The organism is Benzoatithermus flavus, assembly GCF_037908215.1.
Lineage (GTDB): Bacteria > Pseudomonadota > Alphaproteobacteria > Geminicoccales > Geminicoccaceae > Benzoatithermus > Benzoatithermus flavus.
This window is the reverse complement of the sequence record NZ_JBBLZC010000011.1, coordinates 80,793-97,709: the sequence shown is the minus strand read 5'-3', so window position 1 is coordinate 97,709 and position 16,917 is coordinate 80,793. Positions and strand designations below refer to the sequence as shown.

The 16,917-nt window shown below is 69.4% G+C and carries 15 protein-coding genes; 12 read left to right on the top strand and 3 right to left on the bottom strand.

Annotated features, from left to right (window positions below; all coding sequences use genetic code 11):
* Positions 1–33: 33 nt before the first annotated feature.
* The 4 genes from U1T56_RS12605 to U1T56_RS12590 all read left to right on the top strand — a co-directional run bounded on the left by U1T56_RS12605 (position 34) and on the right by U1T56_RS12590 (position 6,331).
* Complete coding sequence (locus U1T56_RS12605; RefSeq protein WP_418159834.1) at positions 34–378, top strand: Rap1a/Tai family immunity protein; 345 nt, start codon at positions 34–36, stop codon at positions 376–378.
* A gap of 216 nt (positions 379–594) precedes the next feature.
* Entirely contained in the window at positions 595–4,653 is a 4,059-nt protein-coding gene (gene treZ, locus U1T56_RS12600; RefSeq protein ID WP_418159882.1) for a malto-oligosyltrehalose trehalohydrolase, read from the top strand.
* A 136-nt stretch (positions 4,654–4,789) separates the two neighbouring features.
* On the top strand, positions 4,790–5,284 hold the full coding sequence (locus U1T56_RS12595; protein WP_418159833.1) for a PRC-barrel domain-containing protein: 495 nt from the start codon (positions 4,790–4,792) through the stop codon (positions 5,282–5,284).
* Positions 5,285–6,010: 726 nt separating this feature from the next.
* Positions 6,011–6,331: a hypothetical protein gene (locus tag U1T56_RS12590; RefSeq protein WP_418159832.1), complete on the top strand. Its 321-nt coding sequence runs from the start codon at positions 6,011–6,013 to the stop codon at positions 6,329–6,331.
* Positions 6,332–6,384: 53 nt separating this feature from the next.
* Here the strand turns inward: U1T56_RS12590 and U1T56_RS12585 are convergent, their stop codons facing one another.
* From U1T56_RS12585 to U1T56_RS12575, 3 genes are read right to left on the bottom strand one after another with little or no spacing between them, the layout of a single operon-like run.
* Positions 6,385–6,558 carry a hypothetical protein gene (locus tag U1T56_RS12585; protein WP_418159831.1) on the bottom strand — a complete coding sequence of 58 codons (174 nt, stop codon included), beginning with the start codon at positions 6,556–6,558 and terminating at the stop codon, positions 6,385–6,387.
* Positions 6,559–6,612: 54 nt separating this feature from the next.
* Entirely contained in the window at positions 6,613–7,905 is a 1,293-nt protein-coding gene (locus tag U1T56_RS12580; RefSeq protein ID WP_418159830.1) for a D-tagatose-bisphosphate aldolase, class II, non-catalytic subunit, read from the bottom strand.
* Positions 7,902–8,861 (bottom strand): sugar kinase, encoded by a 960-nt coding sequence (locus tag U1T56_RS12575; RefSeq protein WP_418159829.1) that lies wholly within the window; start codon positions 8,859–8,861, stop codon positions 7,902–7,904. Before U1T56_RS12575 ends, U1T56_RS12580 begins: the two co-directional genes overlap by 4 nt.
* A gap of 148 nt (positions 8,862–9,009) precedes the next feature.
* On the opposite strand from U1T56_RS12575, the gene U1T56_RS12570 reads away from it, so the two are divergent.
* From U1T56_RS12570 to U1T56_RS12535, 8 genes are all read left to right on the top strand, one after another.
* Entirely contained in the window at positions 9,010–9,966 is a 957-nt protein-coding gene (locus tag U1T56_RS12570; RefSeq protein ID WP_418159828.1) for a sugar-binding transcriptional regulator, read from the top strand.
* A gap of 340 nt (positions 9,967–10,306) precedes the next feature.
* Positions 10,307–11,617: an ABC transporter substrate-binding protein gene (locus U1T56_RS12565; protein ID WP_418159827.1), complete on the top strand. Its 1,311-nt coding sequence runs from the start codon at positions 10,307–10,309 to the stop codon at positions 11,615–11,617.
* 83 nt (positions 11,618–11,700) lie between these two features.
* Positions 11,701–12,618 (top strand): carbohydrate ABC transporter permease, encoded by a 918-nt coding sequence (locus U1T56_RS12560; protein WP_418159826.1) that lies wholly within the window; start codon positions 11,701–11,703, stop codon positions 12,616–12,618.
* 10 nt (positions 12,619–12,628) lie between these two features.
* Positions 12,629–13,450, top strand: coding sequence for a carbohydrate ABC transporter permease (locus tag U1T56_RS12555; protein ID WP_418159825.1), 822 nt, complete (start codon positions 12,629–12,631; stop codon positions 13,448–13,450).
* An 18-nt stretch (positions 13,451–13,468) separates the two neighbouring features.
* On the top strand, positions 13,469–14,602 hold the full coding sequence (locus tag U1T56_RS12550; RefSeq protein ID WP_418159824.1) for an ABC transporter ATP-binding protein: 1,134 nt from the start codon (positions 13,469–13,471) through the stop codon (positions 14,600–14,602).
* 15 nt (positions 14,603–14,617) lie between these two features.
* Positions 14,618–15,391 (top strand): SDR family NAD(P)-dependent oxidoreductase, encoded by a 774-nt coding sequence (locus U1T56_RS12545; protein WP_418159823.1) that lies wholly within the window; start codon positions 14,618–14,620, stop codon positions 15,389–15,391.
* A gap of 10 nt (positions 15,392–15,401) precedes the next feature.
* Positions 15,402–16,172, top strand: coding sequence for an L-iditol 2-dehydrogenase (locus U1T56_RS12540; RefSeq protein ID WP_418159822.1), 771 nt, complete (start codon positions 15,402–15,404; stop codon positions 16,170–16,172).
* Positions 16,173–16,181: 9 nt separating this feature from the next.
* Positions 16,182–16,862 (top strand): HAD family hydrolase, encoded by a 681-nt coding sequence (locus U1T56_RS12535; RefSeq protein WP_418159821.1) that lies wholly within the window; start codon positions 16,182–16,184, stop codon positions 16,860–16,862.
* The last annotated feature ends 55 nt before the right edge of the window (positions 16,863–16,917 follow it).

Here is a 16,917-nt window from a genome sequence, read left to right as displayed (position 1 = left end):
TGCCGCGCCCGTACGAAAGGAGGCCTGCCGTCGATGGTGCGAGCGATCTTTCTCCTGACCCTGACCGCGACCTTCCTGGCGCCGCCGGTCCCGGCACGAGCGGCCTTCCTCACCGGCGCCGAGCTGCTCGGCGCCTGCACCGATCAGGACCCGAACGGCTACGGCCAGATCTATTGCCTCGCCTACGTCACCGGTATCGCCGACGTCCTCGAGCAGAACGCCGTCAACGGCCTTCGCGCCTGCATCCCCGAGGAGGCGACGGTGGCGACCCTCGCCGGGATCGTGCGCGAGAGCCTGGCCCGCCATCCGGAGCGCGGCGGCTACGGTGCCGCCGGTCTCGTCGCCGACGCGCTCGGCAGCACCTTTCCCTGCCGCTGACCGGAGCGGCGCGGGCTCATACCGAAATACTGCTGCCGCCCCGCCCCCGGCCGCGGAACACGGCTCCGGGTGTCGTGTTCCTTGCGCGGATGACGAGGCGTCCAGGGAGCGGTCATGTCCGGGTCGGTCGGCCGAGACGAGGATTCCGCGCAAGAGATCGGCCGGCCGGGACGGCAGCGCCGCACCGGCCAAGGCCATCTGCGCCGCGCGCACGCCATGCCGTTCGGCGCCGCCGTCCTGGCCGACGGCCGGGTCCGCTTCAACCTGTGGGCGCCGCTCCAGGAGCGGGTGACGCTGGAGCTGGACGGGAAGCTGGTGTCGATGCAGCCGCGCGAAGGCGGCTGGCACACGCTCGTGACCGACAGGGCCGGCCCCGGCAGCCGCTACCGCTTCGTCCTCGCCGACGGCGAGACCCGCGTGCCCGACCCCGCCTCGCGCTTCCAGCCCGAGGACGTGCACGGGGCGAGCGAGGTGATCGACCCCGGCGCTCACGTCTGGTCCGATGCGGGCTGGCGGGGCCGGCCCTGGCACGAGACTGTGCTCTACGAGCTCCATGTCGGCACCTTCACGCCCGAGGGCACGTTCCGGGCCGCGATCCAGAAGCTCGATCATCTGGCCGGGCTCGGCGTCACCGCGATCGAGCTCCTGCCGGTCGGCGACTTCGCCGGCAGGCGCAACTGGGGCTATGACGGGGTCTATCTCTACGCCCCCGATTCGGCCTATGGCCGGCCCGAGGACCTGAAGGCGCTGGTCGATGCCGCTCACGCGCGCGGGCTCATGGTGTTCCTCGACGTCGTCTACAACCATTTCGGACCCGAGGGGAACTACATGGGCACCTTGTGCCCGCTCTACACCGCGCGGCACAGGACGCCCTGGGGCGCTGCCGTCAACTACGACGGGACCGGCTCGCGCGAGGTGCGCGCGTTCGTCGTCCACAACGCGCTCTACTGGCTCGAGGAGTTCCACATCGACGGGCTGCGCCTCGATGCCGTCCACGCCATCGTCGACGACAGCGAGCCGCATCTCCTCGAGGAGCTGGCCGAGCGGGTGCGTGCCCACTTCCCGCAGGATCGCCACATCCACCTCGTCCTCGAGAACGAGCACAACGCCGCGAGCCGCCTCGCGCGCGCTCCCGACGGCCGGGCGCTCTGGTACGACGCGCAGTGGGCCGACGACGTGCACCACGGACTGCACGTGGCCGTGACCGGCGAGGCCGAGAGCTACTACGAGCCGTTCCACGGCGATCCCGCGAAGCTGGCCAGAGCACTCGCCGAGGGCTTTTCCTTCCAGGGCGAGCCCATGGCCGGCAAGCCGCGCGGCGAGCCCAGCGCGCACCTGCCGCCCACGGCCTTCGTCACCTTCCTCCAGAACCACGACCAGGTCGGCAACCGCGCCATGGGCGACCGGATCACGGCCCTGGCCCCGGAGCCGGCCGTCCGCGCCGCGGCCGCGGTCTATCTTCTCGCCCCCGAGATCCCGCTCCTGTTCATGGGCGAGGAATGGGGTACGAGGCAGCCCTTCGCCTTCTTCTGCGACTTCGGCCCCGAGCTCGCCGAGGCGGTGCGGCAGGGCCGGCGCGAGGAGTTCGCGAAGTTCTCGGCCTTCACGAGCGAGGCGGCGCGCGAGCGGATCCCGGACCCCACCGCCCCGAGCACGTTCGAGCGCTCGAAGCTGCCCTGGGACGAGACGAAGCGCCAGCCCCACGCCGGCTGGCTCGACTGGTACCGCCGGGTCTTGCGCACGCGCTTTGATCGCATCGTGCCGCTGCTCCCCGCGATCCGGGGCCATGCCGGCAGCTACGAGGTGCTCGGCGCCTTCGCGGTGCGGGTCGCGTGGCGGCTCGGCGAGGAGCGCGAGCTCGTGCTTCTCGCCAACCTCGCGGCCGAGCCGGTCGCGGGCGTGGAGCGGCCGCGGGGCGATCCGCTCTGGCACGAGAACGCGAGCGGCGCCGCCGACCGGCTCGGGCCCTGGGAGGTCGTGTGGACCATCGCCGGGCGCAGCGCCCTCGACCGGCTGGCCGAGCGGATGGGAATCGAGCCCGCCTACGGCAGTGCCACGGACGGCACGGTCCGGACCTCGCCCGCGACCAAGCGGGCGCTTCTCGCCGCCATGGGCCTCGACGCTGCGGACGAGGCGGCGGCGAGCGCCCGGCTCGCGGAGCTCGCGGCCCGCGACCGCGCCCGCCCGCTACCGCCCGTCCTCGTCGTCCGCGCGAGCCGGGGACCGGCGACCGTGACACTCACTCTCCCCGCCGGCACCGGCAGCGTGCGCTGGCGGATCGCGCTCGAGGACGGCGGCACCCGCGAGGGAACCGCCGGCTTCGCCGATCTCCCCCTCGTCCGCCGCTGGGAGGACGCGGCACCCGCGGTCGAGACCCGCGCCCTCCCGCTGCCCGAGGACATGGCACCGGGCTACCACCGGCTCGAGATCGAAGCCGGAGCCGCGGCCGCGATGCAGCTGATCGTGGCACCCGCGCGCTGCTGGCTGCCCGAGCCGATCGCGAGCGGCGGGCGGATCTGGGGCGTCGCGACCCAGCTCTACACGCTGCGCTCCGCCCCCGACTGGGGGATGGGCGACTTCGGCGATCTCCAGAACCTCGCCGCCCTCGCCGCCAGCCGCGGCGCCGGCGTGATCGGACTCAACCCGCTGCACGCTTCGTTCCTCGACCGGCCGGAGCACGCGAGCCCCTATTCCCCGGCGAGCCGGCTCTTCCTCAACGTGCTCTACATCGACGTCACCGCCGTCCCCGAGCTCATGGACTGCAAGGAAGCGCTGGCACGGCTGGCCTCCAAGGAATTCAAGGACGAGATCGAGCGCCTGCGCGCCGAGCCTCTCGTCGACTACCCGGCCGTGGCCGCCCTGAAGCTGCCGCTCCTCGAGACGATCCATGCCGCGTTCCAAGCGGGCGCCTCGCCCGAACGCCGGGCGGCCTTCGCCGCCTTCCGCCGCGAGCTCGGCGAGCCGCTCGAGCGGTTCTGCCTGTTCCAGGCCCTGCGCGAGCATTGCGCGCAGCAGGACCCGGCCATGGCCGACTGGCGGCGCTGGCCCGAGGATCACCGCCATCTCACGGCCGAGAGCCTGAAGCGGCTCCTGGCCGGGCATCGCGAGCGGGTCGAGTTCCTGACCTGGCTGCAATGGATCGCCGACACGCAGCTCGCGGCCGCGGCAGCGACGGCGGCCGAGCGCGGCATGGCCGTCGGCCTCTACCGCGATCTCGCCGTCGGCGCCGATGCTTCGGGCGCCGAGGCCTGGGCCAACCCCGAGGTCGTGATCGACACGGCCCGGGTCGGCGCCCCGCCCGACATCTTCAACCCGGCCGGCCAGGATTGGGGCCTGCCGCCCTTCCACCCCGAGCGCCTGCGCGAGGAGGGCTATCGCAGCTTCGTCGAGCTGCTGCGCGCCAACATGCGCCATGCCGGGGGCTTACGCATCGACCACGTCATGATGCTCCAGCATCTCTACTGGATCCCGGCGGGGAAGAGCCCGAGCGAGGGGGCCTACGTCGCCTACCCGCTCGAGGATCTTCTGGGCATCCTCGCCCTCGAGAGCCAGCGCCAGCGCTGCCTCGTCGTCGGCGAGGATCTCGGCACCGTGCCGCCGGGCTTTCGCGAGCGCATGGCCGAGAACGGCATCCTCGGCTACCGCGTCCTGTTCTTCGAGTGGGACGAGGCGGGCGGCTTCAAGGGCCCGGACGCCTACCCGCACCTGGCACTCGCCACGATCGGCAGCCACGACCTCGCGACCTTGCGCGGCTGGTGGGAGGGCCGGGACATCGACCTCAAGGAGCGGTGCGGGCTCTATCCCGATGCGGCAGAGGCGAGGGCGCAGCGCGAGCGCCGCCGCCGCGAGCGGCGCCGCTTCGTGGAAGCCCTGCGCGCCGCCGGCTTCTCGCTGCCGACGAGCTTCGATGCCGACCAGCCCTGGAACGCCGCCGTCGAGAGCGCCGCGCACGGCTTTCTCGCCCGCACGCGCTCGGCGATCGCCATGCTCCAGCTCGACGACCTCGCCGGCAACCCCGACCAGGTCAATCTGCCGGGCACGACCGACCAGTACCCGAACTGGCGCCGCAAGCTCGCCACGACACTGGAGGAGCTGGCCGACGACATCCGCGCCTGTGCCCTCATGAGCATCATGTCGGCCGCCCGCGGCTTCACACCGAGGAGCGCCCCGGCGGCCGGCAGCGGCGCTGCGGAGCCACACGTACCGCCCGCGGATGCGGCGGCCGCGCTCGCCGCGACCGGCTCCGGCGAGGGCCCCTCTCCTGCCACCGGATGAGGTCTCGGGCTCCGGCCGGCCGATCGCACGGCACGGGCGGCGCGCCCCTGCCATCTGCCCGCGCCCGCCGGAACCGGGCTCCTCCCGCTGCCGTTTCCTTCTCGACCCGTCTGTCGCGGGGGGTCGGAGGTCATCGATGCAGAACGCAGCAGCAGGATCCGGCTCGGGAACGAGCGAGAGCAGCCATCGCCTGATCGCCTCCAACAGGGTCGAGGGCACCGCCGTCTACAACCGCCAAGGCGAGCGGCTCGGCACCCTCAGCCACTTCATGGTCGACAAGCTCACGGGCCAGGTGGCCTACGCGGTGATGTCGTTCGGCGGCCTGCCCGGCAGCGGCGAGAAATGCCATCCCTTGCCCTGGCACGTGCTGACCTACGATACCGACAAGAACGGCTACGTGGTCGACCTCGACAAGGAGCGGCTCGAGAACGCACCCAGCTACGACCAGGGCGAGATCCCGAACTGGAGCGACCAGGGCTGGAGCAGTCGCATCGACGCCTACTATGCCGACCGCCCCGACCATCCGCGCGACGAGGCGGCGGTCGACGAGACGGTCGACGAGAGTTTCCCGGCGAGCGACCCGCCGTCCTGGGTCAGCTCCACCGGCGCCGGTCCCCCGCCGAAGGGCTGAGGCGCTTGCCGGGCGGAGAAAACGGCCAACGAACGTCCGTGGTACCAGGGCCTATCGACGAATCCCGACGGCGGCCGCGACGCGTCTGCGCACCCGCCAGCCAGAGCCGGCGATCGAACGCGAACGGACGCTGGCTGCGGATCGCCGTCCTGCCGGACGGCAGGTGATCCGGCCAGCTGCCGCTCGCGGATCGTCGCTTCATGGCCCCCGGCCTTGGGGGCATCCATGCGAATTCGGCCCGTCTGCTCGCCCCTGACTCCGTCCGGGCGGGCACGGCGCCTGCAGGGGCGAACGCCACGAAAAGGGTCGCTTCCTCATGGCGGCCCCGAAAGCTCGCGAGTTCCCGACACCACGCCGACAGGATGCCGCAGATTTTATCAATCAATAGTTGTATAGAAATGAACATCAATTCATTGGCACAACATGCATGGCGAATGTGTCGATTCGAAATGATGCCGCAAACCTCTCGGTCGCTCGATATGTGCATTGACCAAGGCAAGTCATGCATGTTACGATCCTTATTTATTTAGAATTTTATTGCAGACGGCACTGACGAGAAGATTCGGTCCCGCACGCTGCGGACATCGGAACTGAAAGATATACGCTCCGCACATAGAAGACATCATCACGGCAATGGATTGACCAGCCGAACGAATCTGCAGTCGAAGCCGTTCGATGGCCTCGGCCGGCACTCTGGCCGAGATCCGATCCGATTCAGGAGGTCCTATGAAGAAGCTCACCCTGGCATCTGCCGTTCTCCTCGCATTCACACTGCCGCCCACCATGTCCGACGCTGCCGGCAATGGTCCCAACACGCCGAAAGTGAATGGCAAGCCCATCAGGGAGGCGGCGACACGCGCCACCAACAACCAGACCGCCGTCGCCTGCAGCATCTGCTTCACCTGCGGCGGCGACTGGCCGGTATTTGCGGGCTCGATCCGCTCCGTGGGCGACTTTCCGACCGAGCGCGGTGCTGCGTGCGACGGCACCCTCCCGTCCTCCCCGCAGGGCCGCTCGGACGGCAGCCCGTTCCTCTGCTGCCGGTAGCATCCGACGCTCGCTGAACGGCTCGCGCGCATCCGCCCGATGCCCCGAGCCGTTCATCCTTCGACGGACCACCTTCTCGCCGCGACCATGATCCGGCCGCTCGGCTCCGCCCAATCCTCGAACAGCGTCGCCACCTCCAGCGCGAGGCCCGGAGGTTCCAGTGTCAGCGTGCCCGATCCGAGAATACGGGTCTCGATGCCGCCGTCCCGGCGCTCGTGGTGGGTCACGCAGCGCGCCTTCGTGTCGACGACGAGGTAGTCCCATGCTGGCGCGCGCGCACCTCAGCCCAGGACACCCGGCAACCCGCACGCCCTGGCATAAGCCGCGGCGACCTCGCGGACGCGGTGGCGGATCAGCGCGCGCGGCTCGTTCGCGAGCCGGCCGTCGCGGATCGCGGCGAAGGCCGTGGGCAGGTATTGGCTCACGAGCGGCAGCGGGATCGGCCGGGCGGCGAGGTTCGCGAGCAGCCGGTCGAGCGCGGCCTGGACCTCCGGCACCGGCCAGTAATAGCGGCTGCGGTCGCTGAGGCTGTAGGCGCGTGCCAGGCGCTGCTCGGCCTCGCTGCCGGGATAGTATTTCTGCCAGTGAACGGGGTTCGCGAGCATCGCCCGCTCGAGGGCGTCGCGCACCCCCGCCCGCTCCCCGGCCGGCAGCAGCTCCGCCTCGATGGCATCGAGCGCGAAGATCGCCTCCCGCAGGGCGAAGGTGAGGCCGGGACCGACCTTCAGGATCGCGAAGTGACCCTGTACCAAAGCGCGCAGGTTCGCCTCGGTCTGGTAGTCGGTCGAATGCGCCTCGTAGACGAGGCCGGGAAAGTGCCGGATCGCGGCCGAGAGCGCTGCCGCCTTCTCGGGCGCGAAGTCGACGATCTCGGCATGGCCGAACTCGACGCCGGGCTGGACCACGACCGCGATCACCCGCGCCCAGGCGGCTGCCAGGCCGGCGGCGGCGAAGGCGCGCGCGTGGACCGCGATCGTGCGCTCGAGATCGACGACGCGCGTGACGGCGAGATGATCCAGCGCTTCTTGCGCCCCACCCGGTATCGGCACCTCGGTGCCGATGACGTAGACCGGCGGGCGGTCCGCGGGCGCCGCCCGCTCGGCGGCGGCGCACAAGCGCGCGGCGCGCGCGGCGACGACCTCGGCGGCGAGCGACACGGGATCGCCGGCGCAGGCCATGCTGGCATCGAGATGGATCTTGCCGAAGCCGGCGGCGGCATAGGCCGCGACCATGGCCTCGGCCTTTGGCATCGCCTCGGTGGCGGGCGCGTGCTGCCAGGGATTGGGCCCGAGATGATCGCCGCCCAGGATGATCCGCTCGGGCGGAAAGCCCACAGCGGCGGCGATGGCGTGCACCTCGTCCCGGAACCCGGCCGGGGTCCTGCCGGTATAGCCGCCGTCCTGGTTGACCTGGTTCGAGGTCGCCTCGATCAGAAGCGGCGCGTCGTCGGCCAGCGCCTGCCGGAAGCAGGCCTCCAGCACCAAAGGATTCGCCGAGCAGACGGCGTAGATGCCCCGCCCCGCCCCGGCCCGGTTCGCATCCAGGATCGCGCGCAAGCCATCGGTATCGGTCATGGAACCTCCTGCCGCCGGGGCGGGTCGGTGGCGAGGAACGCTTCCAGCTCGGCCAGAGTCGCGTTGCCTTCCATCGGACCCTTCTTGCGGACGGCGAGCGCCCCCGCCGCGTTGGCGAGCTCGAGCGCGCGCGGGAGCGGAATGCCCAGCGCCAGGGAGGCCACGAACGTGCCGCCGAAGCAGTCGCCGGCCCCGGTGGGATCGACCTCCTCGGAAAGGAAGGCAGGTGTCCCGATCCGCTGCTCCCGGTCGTAATAGACGCTGCCGAGTGCACCGCGCTTCAGCAGCAGGCATTCGCGGCCGGCGGCGAGAAGGCTGCGGGCGGCCGTATCGGCATCCTGGCCGGGGCACAAATATTCGAGATCGGCGTCGCTCGGCAGCAGGATGTCGGTTTGGCCGAGGATCGCCCGGATCGTCGCCTCGACCTCGGGCAGCTTCAGGAGCTCCTTTCGGATGTTCGGGTCGAACGAGATCCTGGCCCCGGCCGCGCGCGCGAGTTCCACCCCGCACCGCGCGGCCTGCGCGAGCCCCGGGTTGATCAGCGACGAGCCCATGACGTGGAAGAAGCGGCAGCCCGCGAACAGATCGGGCGCAAGATCCGTCGCATCGAGCAGCCCCGCCGCCGAATGCGCGATGTTGAAGACGAAGTCGCGGCTGCCGTCCGCGCGGTAGGTGACGAAAGCGCTGCCGGTGGCGGCACCCGCCACGCGCCGGACGAAGCGCGTGTCCACCCCGCTCCGCCGCAGGCGCTCGATGTTGAGCGTCGCGAATTCGTCGTCGCCGACACAGGCCGCGATCGCGGCACCGGCCCCCATCCGCCCGGCCTGATCGATGAAGATCGCCGGCGCGCCGCTGGGGTAAGGTCCCATGAACAGGCCGGGCTCGGTGAAGCTCTGCCCGATCCGGGTCGCCATGATCTCGACCAGGATCTCGCCGATCGTGACGATCTGCGCCATCTGTTCCGTCGTCCGCTCGCTGCTTCGGGCACGCCGCGAAGGCCGCCTCCCTTGCCGCGCGCATTGAAGACGATTCCCTTGTGGCTGGCAATTGTTTATCGTCTGAGCATTCGCCCGACCACCAGCGCCAGGGAACGATAAGGTGGAGATGCACCGGTCACGGAGGCAGGACAGGAAGCTCGATCTCGCCGCGCGCGCCGCCTGGCTCTACTACGTCGCCGGCAACACCCAGGACCAGATCGCGGAGAAGCTGAACGTCTCGCGCCAAGCCGCCCAGCGCCTGATCTCGACCGCGGTCAGCAGCAAGCTCATCAAGTTCCGGCTCGATCATCCGCTCGCCGCGGGCATGGCGCTGGCCGAGGCGTTGCGCGCACGCTTCGACCTCTTCTACTGCGACGTGGTGCCGACCGATTCCGCCGCGGCCGACCCCACCCCCGCCATCGCCATCGCCGCGGCCGAGCTGCTCGAGCGGCTGCTGCTCCAGGAAGCGCCCACCGTGCTCGCCTTCTCGACCGGCCGCACGCTCCGCGCCATGGCGGGTGAGCTGCCACAGGTCGCAGCACCGCAGCACAAGCTCGCCTCGCTCATCGGCGCCATCACCCGCGACGGGCGCGCCGGCGGGTTCGAGGTGGTGATGCGCCTCGCCGAGCGCACCGGCGCGCAGTGCTTCCCGATGCCGACCCCCGTCGTGGCGAGCAGCCCGGCCGAGCGCGAGCTCTTGCAGATGCAGCACTCCTTCCAGGTGATCCTGGAACTGGCGCAGACCGCGCAGGCCGCCTTCCTGGGTATCGGCGAGATCGCCTGGAACGCCCCCATCCACCGCGACGGGTTCGTGACCGACCAGGAGATCACCGATCTCGTCGACCGCGGTGCCGTGGGCGAGCTCGCCGGCTGGGCGTTCGACAGCCACGGCCGGCTGATCGAGGGCGGCACCAACGCGCTCGTCGCCGGCATCCCGCTCTCGAAGCTCAAGGCCGAGCGGGCGATCGCGGTCGGCGGCGGCCCGCGCAAGGTGACGGCGATCCGCGCCGCCCTGCGCGGCCGGCTCGTCGCCGGCCTCATCACCGACGAGGCGACGGCGCGCGCCGTGCTCGCGGGCGGGTGACCCCGTCTCGTCCGCGAGCGTCGGCCAGGATGGTATTCCAGGTCCGGCCATGGGCTGGCCGCACGGCGGGAATCGCGCGCCTCGAACGCGAAATTGCCCGAACGCATGCGAGAAAGACAACGGATTCAACGACCAACATGTTCGGTGTCGGCCAGGACCCGGCCAACCGGCATGCCTGCCGCTCCCAGCGACGCCGGCGAGCTGCCTCGCGCCGTGCGGCCTCTTCGCCTGACACCTCCAGTGGGCGAGCACCGAGCCGCTTGACAGGACGTCACCGTTTGCTGCTAATTGCTCATGAGCCGAGCATATGCTCAGCAACGATCGGGGAGATCTCACCGTCATGAAGATGTCGCGGCTCGCGGCAGCGCTCACCGCCGCCCTCTTGGGCGCCACCGCCATGGCGCACGCGGAGACCTTGACCATCGCCACGGTCAACAACTCCGACATGATCATCATGCAGAAGCTGGCGCCGAAGTGGGAGCAGGCCACCGGCAACAAGCTGAACTGGGTGGTGCTCGAGGAGAACGTGCTGCGCCAGCGCGTGACCACCGACATCGCCACCAAGGGCGGCCAGTTCGACATCATCACCATCGGCTCCTACGAGGCGCCGATCTGGGGCAAGCAAGGCTGGCTCGACAGCCTGGACGATCTCGGCGAGGACTACGACTACGCCGACATGATCAAGACGGTGAAGGACGGGCTTTCCGCCAACGGCAAGCTCTACGCCGTGCCGTTCTACGCCGAGAGCTCGTTCACCTTCTACCGCAAGGATCTGTTCGACGCTGCCGGCATCCAGATGCCGGAGAAGCCGACCTACACCCAGCTCGCCGAGTTCGCAGCGAAGCTCACCGACAAGTCGAAGGAGCAGTACGGCTTCTGCCAGCGCGGCAAGCCCGGCTGGGGCGAGAACATGGCCTTCGTCGGACCGATGGTGAACGCGTTCGGCGGCCGCTGGTTCGACGAGAAATGGCAGCCGCAGCTCACCAGCGAGCCGTGGAAGAAGGCGATCACCTACTACGTCAAGACCATGCAGGCCTACGGGCCGCCGGGGGCCACCGCCAACGGCCACAACGAGAACCGGGCGCTGTTCGCCACCGGCCACTGCGCGCTCTGGGTCGACGCCACCTCGGCCGCGGGCTACATCTACAACCCCAAGGAAAGCAAGGTCGCCGACAAGACCGCCTTCGCCCCGGCCCCGGTCGAGGTCACGAGCAACGGCAGCGGTTGGTTCTGGGCCTGGGCGCTCGGCATCCCCTCGTCCTCGAAGAAGGTCGAGGCCGCGAAGTCGTTCGTGAAGTGGGCGACCTCCAAGGACTACGTGAAGCTCGTCGGCGAGACCGAAGGCTGGGTCTCGGCACCTCCGGGTACGCGGAAATCGACCTACGATAACCCCGAGTACCAGAAGGCAGCACCCTTCGCAAAGGTGGTCTACGAGTCGATCGCCAACGCCGACATCACGCACCCGACCAAGGACCCGGTGCCCTATGTCGGCATCCAGTATGTCGCCATTCCCGAGTTCCAGGGCATCGGCACCACGGTCGGCCAGCAGATCGCCGCGGCCCTCGCAGGTCAGGTCACGGTCGACCAGGCGCTCGAGACCGCGCAGCGCGCCACCGAGCGCACCATGAAGCAGGCCGGCTACATCAAGTAGGCCTCTGCCCCGTCGCCGGCAGGCGGGCATCCCCCACCGCCCGCCGGCGACCCTTACCCGAAGGAGAGCCGGGAGGCCCCTCCATGGCGAGCAGCACCACCGTCACCGCCCCTGCCGCCGCTCCGGCCGGCGGGCGCAGCCGTCGCAGCGTCAACACGCTGCCTTTGCTGGCCCCTTCGGTCGGTCTCCTGTTCTTGTGGATGATCGTGCCGCTGGCGATGACCTTATGGTTCTCGTTCCAGTACTACAACCTCCTGAACCCGATGCTCTCCGGGTTCGCCGGGCTCGACAACTACCGCTACCTCCTCACCGACCCGTCCTTGTGGACGGCGATGCTGAACACCCTCTACCTCGTGTTCTGGGTGCTCGTGATCACGGTGGGGCTCGGCACGCTGCTCGCCGTGCTGTTCGATCAGGAGTTCTGGGGCCGCGGCGTGGCGCGCCTGCTCGCCATCGCTCCGTTCTTCGTCATGCCGACGGTGAGCGCCCTCATCTGGAAGAACATGCTGATGCACCCGGTGAACGGCCTGTTCGCCTTCGTCGCGCGCTCGCTCGGGTTCCCGCCGGTCGATTTCTTCGGCAACCTGCCGCTCACCTCGGTGATCATCATCGTCGCCTGGCAGTGGCTGCCCTTCGCCCTTCTGATCCTGCTCACCGCCATCCAGTCGCTCGACAACGAGCAGAAAGAGGCGGCGCGCATGGACGGTGCGGGACCGTTCGCGATGTTCTTCTTCATCATCCTGCCGCACCTCGCCCGCGCCATCAGCGTCGTCATCATGATCGAGACCATCTTCCTGCTCTCGGTCTTCGCCGAGATCCTGGTCACGACCTCGGGCGGTCCCGGCCTCGCTTCCACCAACCTCGCCTTTCTGGTCTACCAGCGGGCGCTCCTCGAATTCGACGTCGGCATGGCGTCCGCCGGCGGCATGATCGCCGTCGTGCTCGCCAACATCGTCGCGGCCTTCCTGGTCCGCGCGATTGCCAAGAACGTCGCCGAGTGAGGAGACGGCCATGCAGCGCAAGACCCGCGACAAACTGATCCTCACCATCGTCGGCTGGCTCGCCGCCTTCTTGATCTTCTTTCCGATCTTCTGGATGGTCCTGACCAGCTTCAAGACCGAGATCGAGGCGATCAAGACGCCGCCCGACCTGTTCTTCACGCCGACGATCGAGAACTACATCACCGTGCGCGAGCGCGCCGACTACGTCCATTTCGCGCTCAACAGCATCGTCGTCTCGTTCGCGGCCACCGCGCTTGCCATCCTGATCGCCGTGCCCGCCTCCTACGCCATGGCGTTCTTCCCCGGCAAGCGCACCAAGGACCTGCTCCTTTGGATGCTCTCGACCAAGATGATGCCGGCCGTGGGGGTGCTGGTGCCGATCTACCTTCTGTTCAAGAACACCGGTGCGATCGACACGCGCTGGGGGCTCGTCGTCGTCTACACGCTGATGAACCTGCCGATCGTGGTCTGGATGCTCTACACCTTCTTCAAGGAGGTGCCCAAGGACATCCTGGAGGCCGGCCGGATGGACGGGGCCAGGCCCAAGCAGGAGGTCTGGCTGCTGCTCATGCCGCTGTCCCTTCCCGGCATCGCCTCCACGGCGCTGCTTTCGATCATCCTGTGCTGGAACGAGGCCTTCTGGAGCCTCAACCTCACCGCCTCGAACGCCGCACCGCTCACCACCTTCATCGCCTCCTTCTCCGCCCCCGAGGGTCTGTTCTGGGCGAAACTCTCGGCCGCCTCCACGGTCGCCATCGCCCCGATCCTGGTCTTCGGCTGGATGAGCCAGCGCCAGCTCGTGCGCGGCCTCACCTTCGGCGCCGTCAAGTAGGAAGGCAGGAGCAAGCCCATGGCCACCGTCACGCTCAAGGACATCAGGAAGAGCTACGGCGACGTCGAGGTCATCAAAGGTGTCGACCTCAAGATCGAGGACCGCGAGTTCTGCGTTTTCGTCGGTCCCTCGGGCTGCGGCAAGTCCACGCTCTTGCGCATGATCGCCGGCCTCGAGGAGATCACCGCGGGCGATCTTCTGATCGACGGGCAGCGCGTCAACGACGTGCCACCCTCCGAGCGCGGGCTCGCCATGGTCTTCCAGACCTATGCGCTCTACCCGCACATGACCGTGGCCGACAACATGGGCTTCTCCCTGCGGCTCGCGGGAGTCCCCAAAGAGCAACGCCGCGTCAAGGTCGCCGAGGCCGCGCGCATCCTGCAGCTCGAGAAGCTGCTCGACAGGAAGCCCAAGGAGCTCTCGGGCGGGCAGCGCCAGCGGGTGGCGATCGGCCGCGCCATCGTCCGCCAGCCCAAGGTGTTCCTGTTCGACGAGCCGCTCTCGAACCTCGATGCGGCCCTTCGCGTCCAGATGCGGATCGAGCTCGCCCGCCTGCACGACCAGCTCAACGCCACCATGATCTACGTCACCCACGACCAGGTCGAGGCCATGACCATGGCCGACAAGATCGTCGTGCTCCAGGGCGGTGTGGTCGAGCAGGTGGGCTCGCCGCTCGAGCTCTACCACCACCCGCGCAACCTGTTCGTCGCGGGCTTCATCGGCAGCCCGAAGATGAACTTTCTGCCCGTCACCGTGACCGCGATCGAGCGCGGCGGCGCCACCGTGCAGCTCCCCGGCGGCGGCACCGTCACCGTGCCGGTGCTGCCGGGCCGGCTGCAGCCGGGCGATCCCGTCATGCTGGGTGTCAGGCCCGAGCATCTGCGGCCCGCCGAGGCCGGGGAGCTCGCGGGCGAGGTGATGGTGGTCGAGCGCCTGGGCGGCGAGACCTTCCTCTACACCCAGATCCAGGGCGGCGACATGATCGTCATCCAGGCCGACGGCGAGATCCCGACCCGCGTGCACGAGCGGATTGCCGTCCGGCTCAACCCGCTGCACTGCCATTTGTTCGATGCCGACGGCCTCGCGGTCGAGCGCGCCGAGCGCCATCCCTTGGCCGACATGAAGCGCCCGACCGCGCGCAAGGCGAGCTGAAGGGAACCAGCGACGATGTATCTCGAGAAATACGACCTCAAGGGTCGTGTCGCCGTCGTCACCGGCGCCGGCCAGGGCATCGGCTTGGCTTGCGCGCAAGCGCTCGGCGAGGCCGGGGCCACGGTGGTCGTGACCGATCTCCTGGGCGAGCGCGCCGAGGCCGCGGCGCAGGAGCTGAAGGGGCTGGGCCTTCGGGCCGTGCCGATGGTGCTCGACGTGACGAAGTCGGCGCAGGTGGACGAGATCGCGGCCCGCGTCGGACGTGAGCTCGGCCCCGCCGACGTCCTGGTCAACAACGCCGGGGTCGCCAAGAGCAACGTCAGGGCCGAGGACACCAGCGACGAGCACTGGCGCTTCCACATGGACGTCAATCTCGATGGCGTCTTCTGGTGCTGCCGTGCCTTCGGCCGGCAGATGCTGGCGAAGGGCAAGGGCTCGATCGTCAACATCGGCTCGATGTCGGGCTTCATCGTCAACAAGCCGCAGCCGCAGTCGTTCTACAACGCCTCCAAGGCCGCCGTGCACCACCTCACGAAATCGCTCGCCTGCGAATGGGCGCAGCGCGGTGTGCGCGTCAACGCGGTGGCCCCCACCTACATCGAGACCCCGCTCACCCGGTTCGGGATGGAGGACCAGTCCATGTACCCGACCTGGATCGAGATGACGCCCATGGGCCGGGTCGGCCAGCCGGACGAGATCGCCTCCACCGTGCTGTTCCTGGCCTCGGATGCGTCGAGCCTGCTCACCGGCAGCATCGTGCTCGCCGATGGCGGCTACACCTGCTGGTAAGGCGATTCGGATGAAGCTCGAGAACAAGGTAGCGCTGATCACCGGCGGGGCGCGCGGCATCGGTGCCGCCATCGCCCGCCGCTATGCCGACGAGGGCGCGCGCGTGGTCGTGGCCGACCTCCTCGCAGACGAGGCCGAGGCCCTCGCGAACGAGATCGGCCGCGGCGCCTTCGCCGTGCGGCTGGATGTGACCAGGAGGGATTCCATCGACGCCGCGATCGAAACGGTCGTCGAGAAGGCAGGCTCGCTCGACATCCTGGTGAACAATGCCGGGATCTTCGACATGGCGCCGATCCTCGAGATCACCGAGGAGAGCTTCGACAAGCAGTTCGCCGTCAACGTGAAGGGCCTGCTCTTCACGCTGCAGGCGGCGGCGGCGCAAATGGTGAAGCAGGGCCGCGGCGGCAAGATCATCAACTTCTCGAGCCAGGCCGGCCGGCGCGGCGAGGCCCTGGTCGCGGTCTACTGCGCCACCAAGGCCGCCGTGATCAGCATCACCCAGAGTGCCGGCCTCGACCTCATCAAGTATAAGATCAACGTCAACGGCATCGCTCCCGGCGTGGTCGACACGCCGATGTGGGACCATGTCGACGCCCTGTTCGCGAAATACGAAAACCTGCCCATCGGCGAAAAGAAGCGCCGGGTCGGCGCAGCCGTGCCCTATGGCCGGATGGGCCGGCCCGAGGACATGGTGGGTGCCGCCGTGTTCCTCGCCTCGGCCGATGCCGACTACATCGTCGCCCAGACACTCAACGTCGACGGCGGCAACTGGATGAGCTGAGGCGTCCCGGTGGCCGGCCGCGCCGTCGATCTCGTCGTCTTCGACATGGACGGGGTGCTGGTCGACAGCGAGCCGATCAGTTGCCGCATCACCGCCGAGAGCCTGACCCGGGCCGGCTACCCGATCTCGGCCGAGGAGGTGCGCAACCGATTCCTCGGCATCAGCACGCCCGACATGATGCGCGCGGTGGAGGCGGCGCTGGCAAGGCCTCTGCCCCCGCACTTTCGCGAGCGCTTGCGCGACTCGCTCCTCGCGGCGTTCGAGCGCGAGCTCGCGCCGATGCCGGGGATCGCGGCCCTTCTCGACTGGCTGCCGGCAAGGTACTGCGTCGCCTCCTCCAGCCATCCCGAGCGCATCCGCCGCTCGCTCGAGATCACGGGCCTCTACGACCGCTTCGCCCCGCACCTCTTCAGCTCGAGCATGGTCGCCCGCGGCAAGCCGGCACCCGACCTCTTCCTCCACGCCGCTGTCGTCATGGACACGGCACCGGCCCGGACCGTCGTGGTCGAGGACAGCGAAGCCGGCGTGCGCGCCGGCAGGGCCGCCGGCATGACCGTGATCGGCTTCACCGGCGGCGGGCACGTCGACACCGCCGACCACGCGCCGCGGCTTCTGGCCTGCGGCGCCGACCACGTCGCCCGCGACATGGCGGCGCTGCGAGCGATCCTGGAGACGCTGCTGACGGGCTGAGCGCGCCGGCGCTCTCGGTGCGGTCGCCGTTGCGGGCCGGCTCGCGGCAGGGCAT

Bases quoted from the DNA above. Each gene is read 5' to 3' on its own strand.
- U1T56_RS12540 (WP_418159822.1), top strand. From the start codon at position 15,402: ATGAAGCTCGAGAACAAGGTAGCGCTGATCACCGGCGGGGCGCGCGGC.
- U1T56_RS12580 (WP_418159830.1), bottom strand. From the start codon at position 7,905: ATGACCGATACCGATGGCTTGCGCGCGATCCTGGATGCGAACCGGGCC.
- U1T56_RS12545 (WP_418159823.1), top strand. From the start codon at position 14,618: ATGTATCTCGAGAAATACGACCTCAAGGGTCGTGTCGCCGTCGTCACC.
- U1T56_RS12595 (WP_418159833.1), top strand. From the start codon at position 4,790: ATGCAGAACGCAGCAGCAGGATCCGGCTCGGGAACGAGCGAGAGCAGC.
- U1T56_RS12550 (WP_418159824.1), top strand. From the start codon at position 13,469: ATGGCCACCGTCACGCTCAAGGACATCAGGAAGAGCTACGGCGACGTC.
- treZ (WP_418159882.1), top strand. From the start codon at position 595: ATGCCGTTCGGCGCCGCCGTCCTGGCCGACGGCCGGGTCCGCTTCAAC.
- U1T56_RS12605 (WP_418159834.1), top strand. From the start codon at position 34: ATGGTGCGAGCGATCTTTCTCCTGACCCTGACCGCGACCTTCCTGGCG.
- U1T56_RS12565 (WP_418159827.1), top strand. From the start codon at position 10,307: ATGAAGATGTCGCGGCTCGCGGCAGCGCTCACCGCCGCCCTCTTGGGC.
- U1T56_RS12570 (WP_418159828.1), top strand. From the start codon at position 9,010: ATGCACCGGTCACGGAGGCAGGACAGGAAGCTCGATCTCGCCGCGCGC.
- U1T56_RS12575 (WP_418159829.1), bottom strand. From the start codon at position 8,861: ATGGCGCAGATCGTCACGATCGGCGAGATCCTGGTCGAGATCATGGCG.
- U1T56_RS12560 (WP_418159826.1), top strand. From the start codon at position 11,701: ATGGCGAGCAGCACCACCGTCACCGCCCCTGCCGCCGCTCCGGCCGGC.
- U1T56_RS12555 (WP_418159825.1), top strand. From the start codon at position 12,629: ATGCAGCGCAAGACCCGCGACAAACTGATCCTCACCATCGTCGGCTGG.
- U1T56_RS12590 (WP_418159832.1), top strand. From the start codon at position 6,011: ATGAAGAAGCTCACCCTGGCATCTGCCGTTCTCCTCGCATTCACACTG.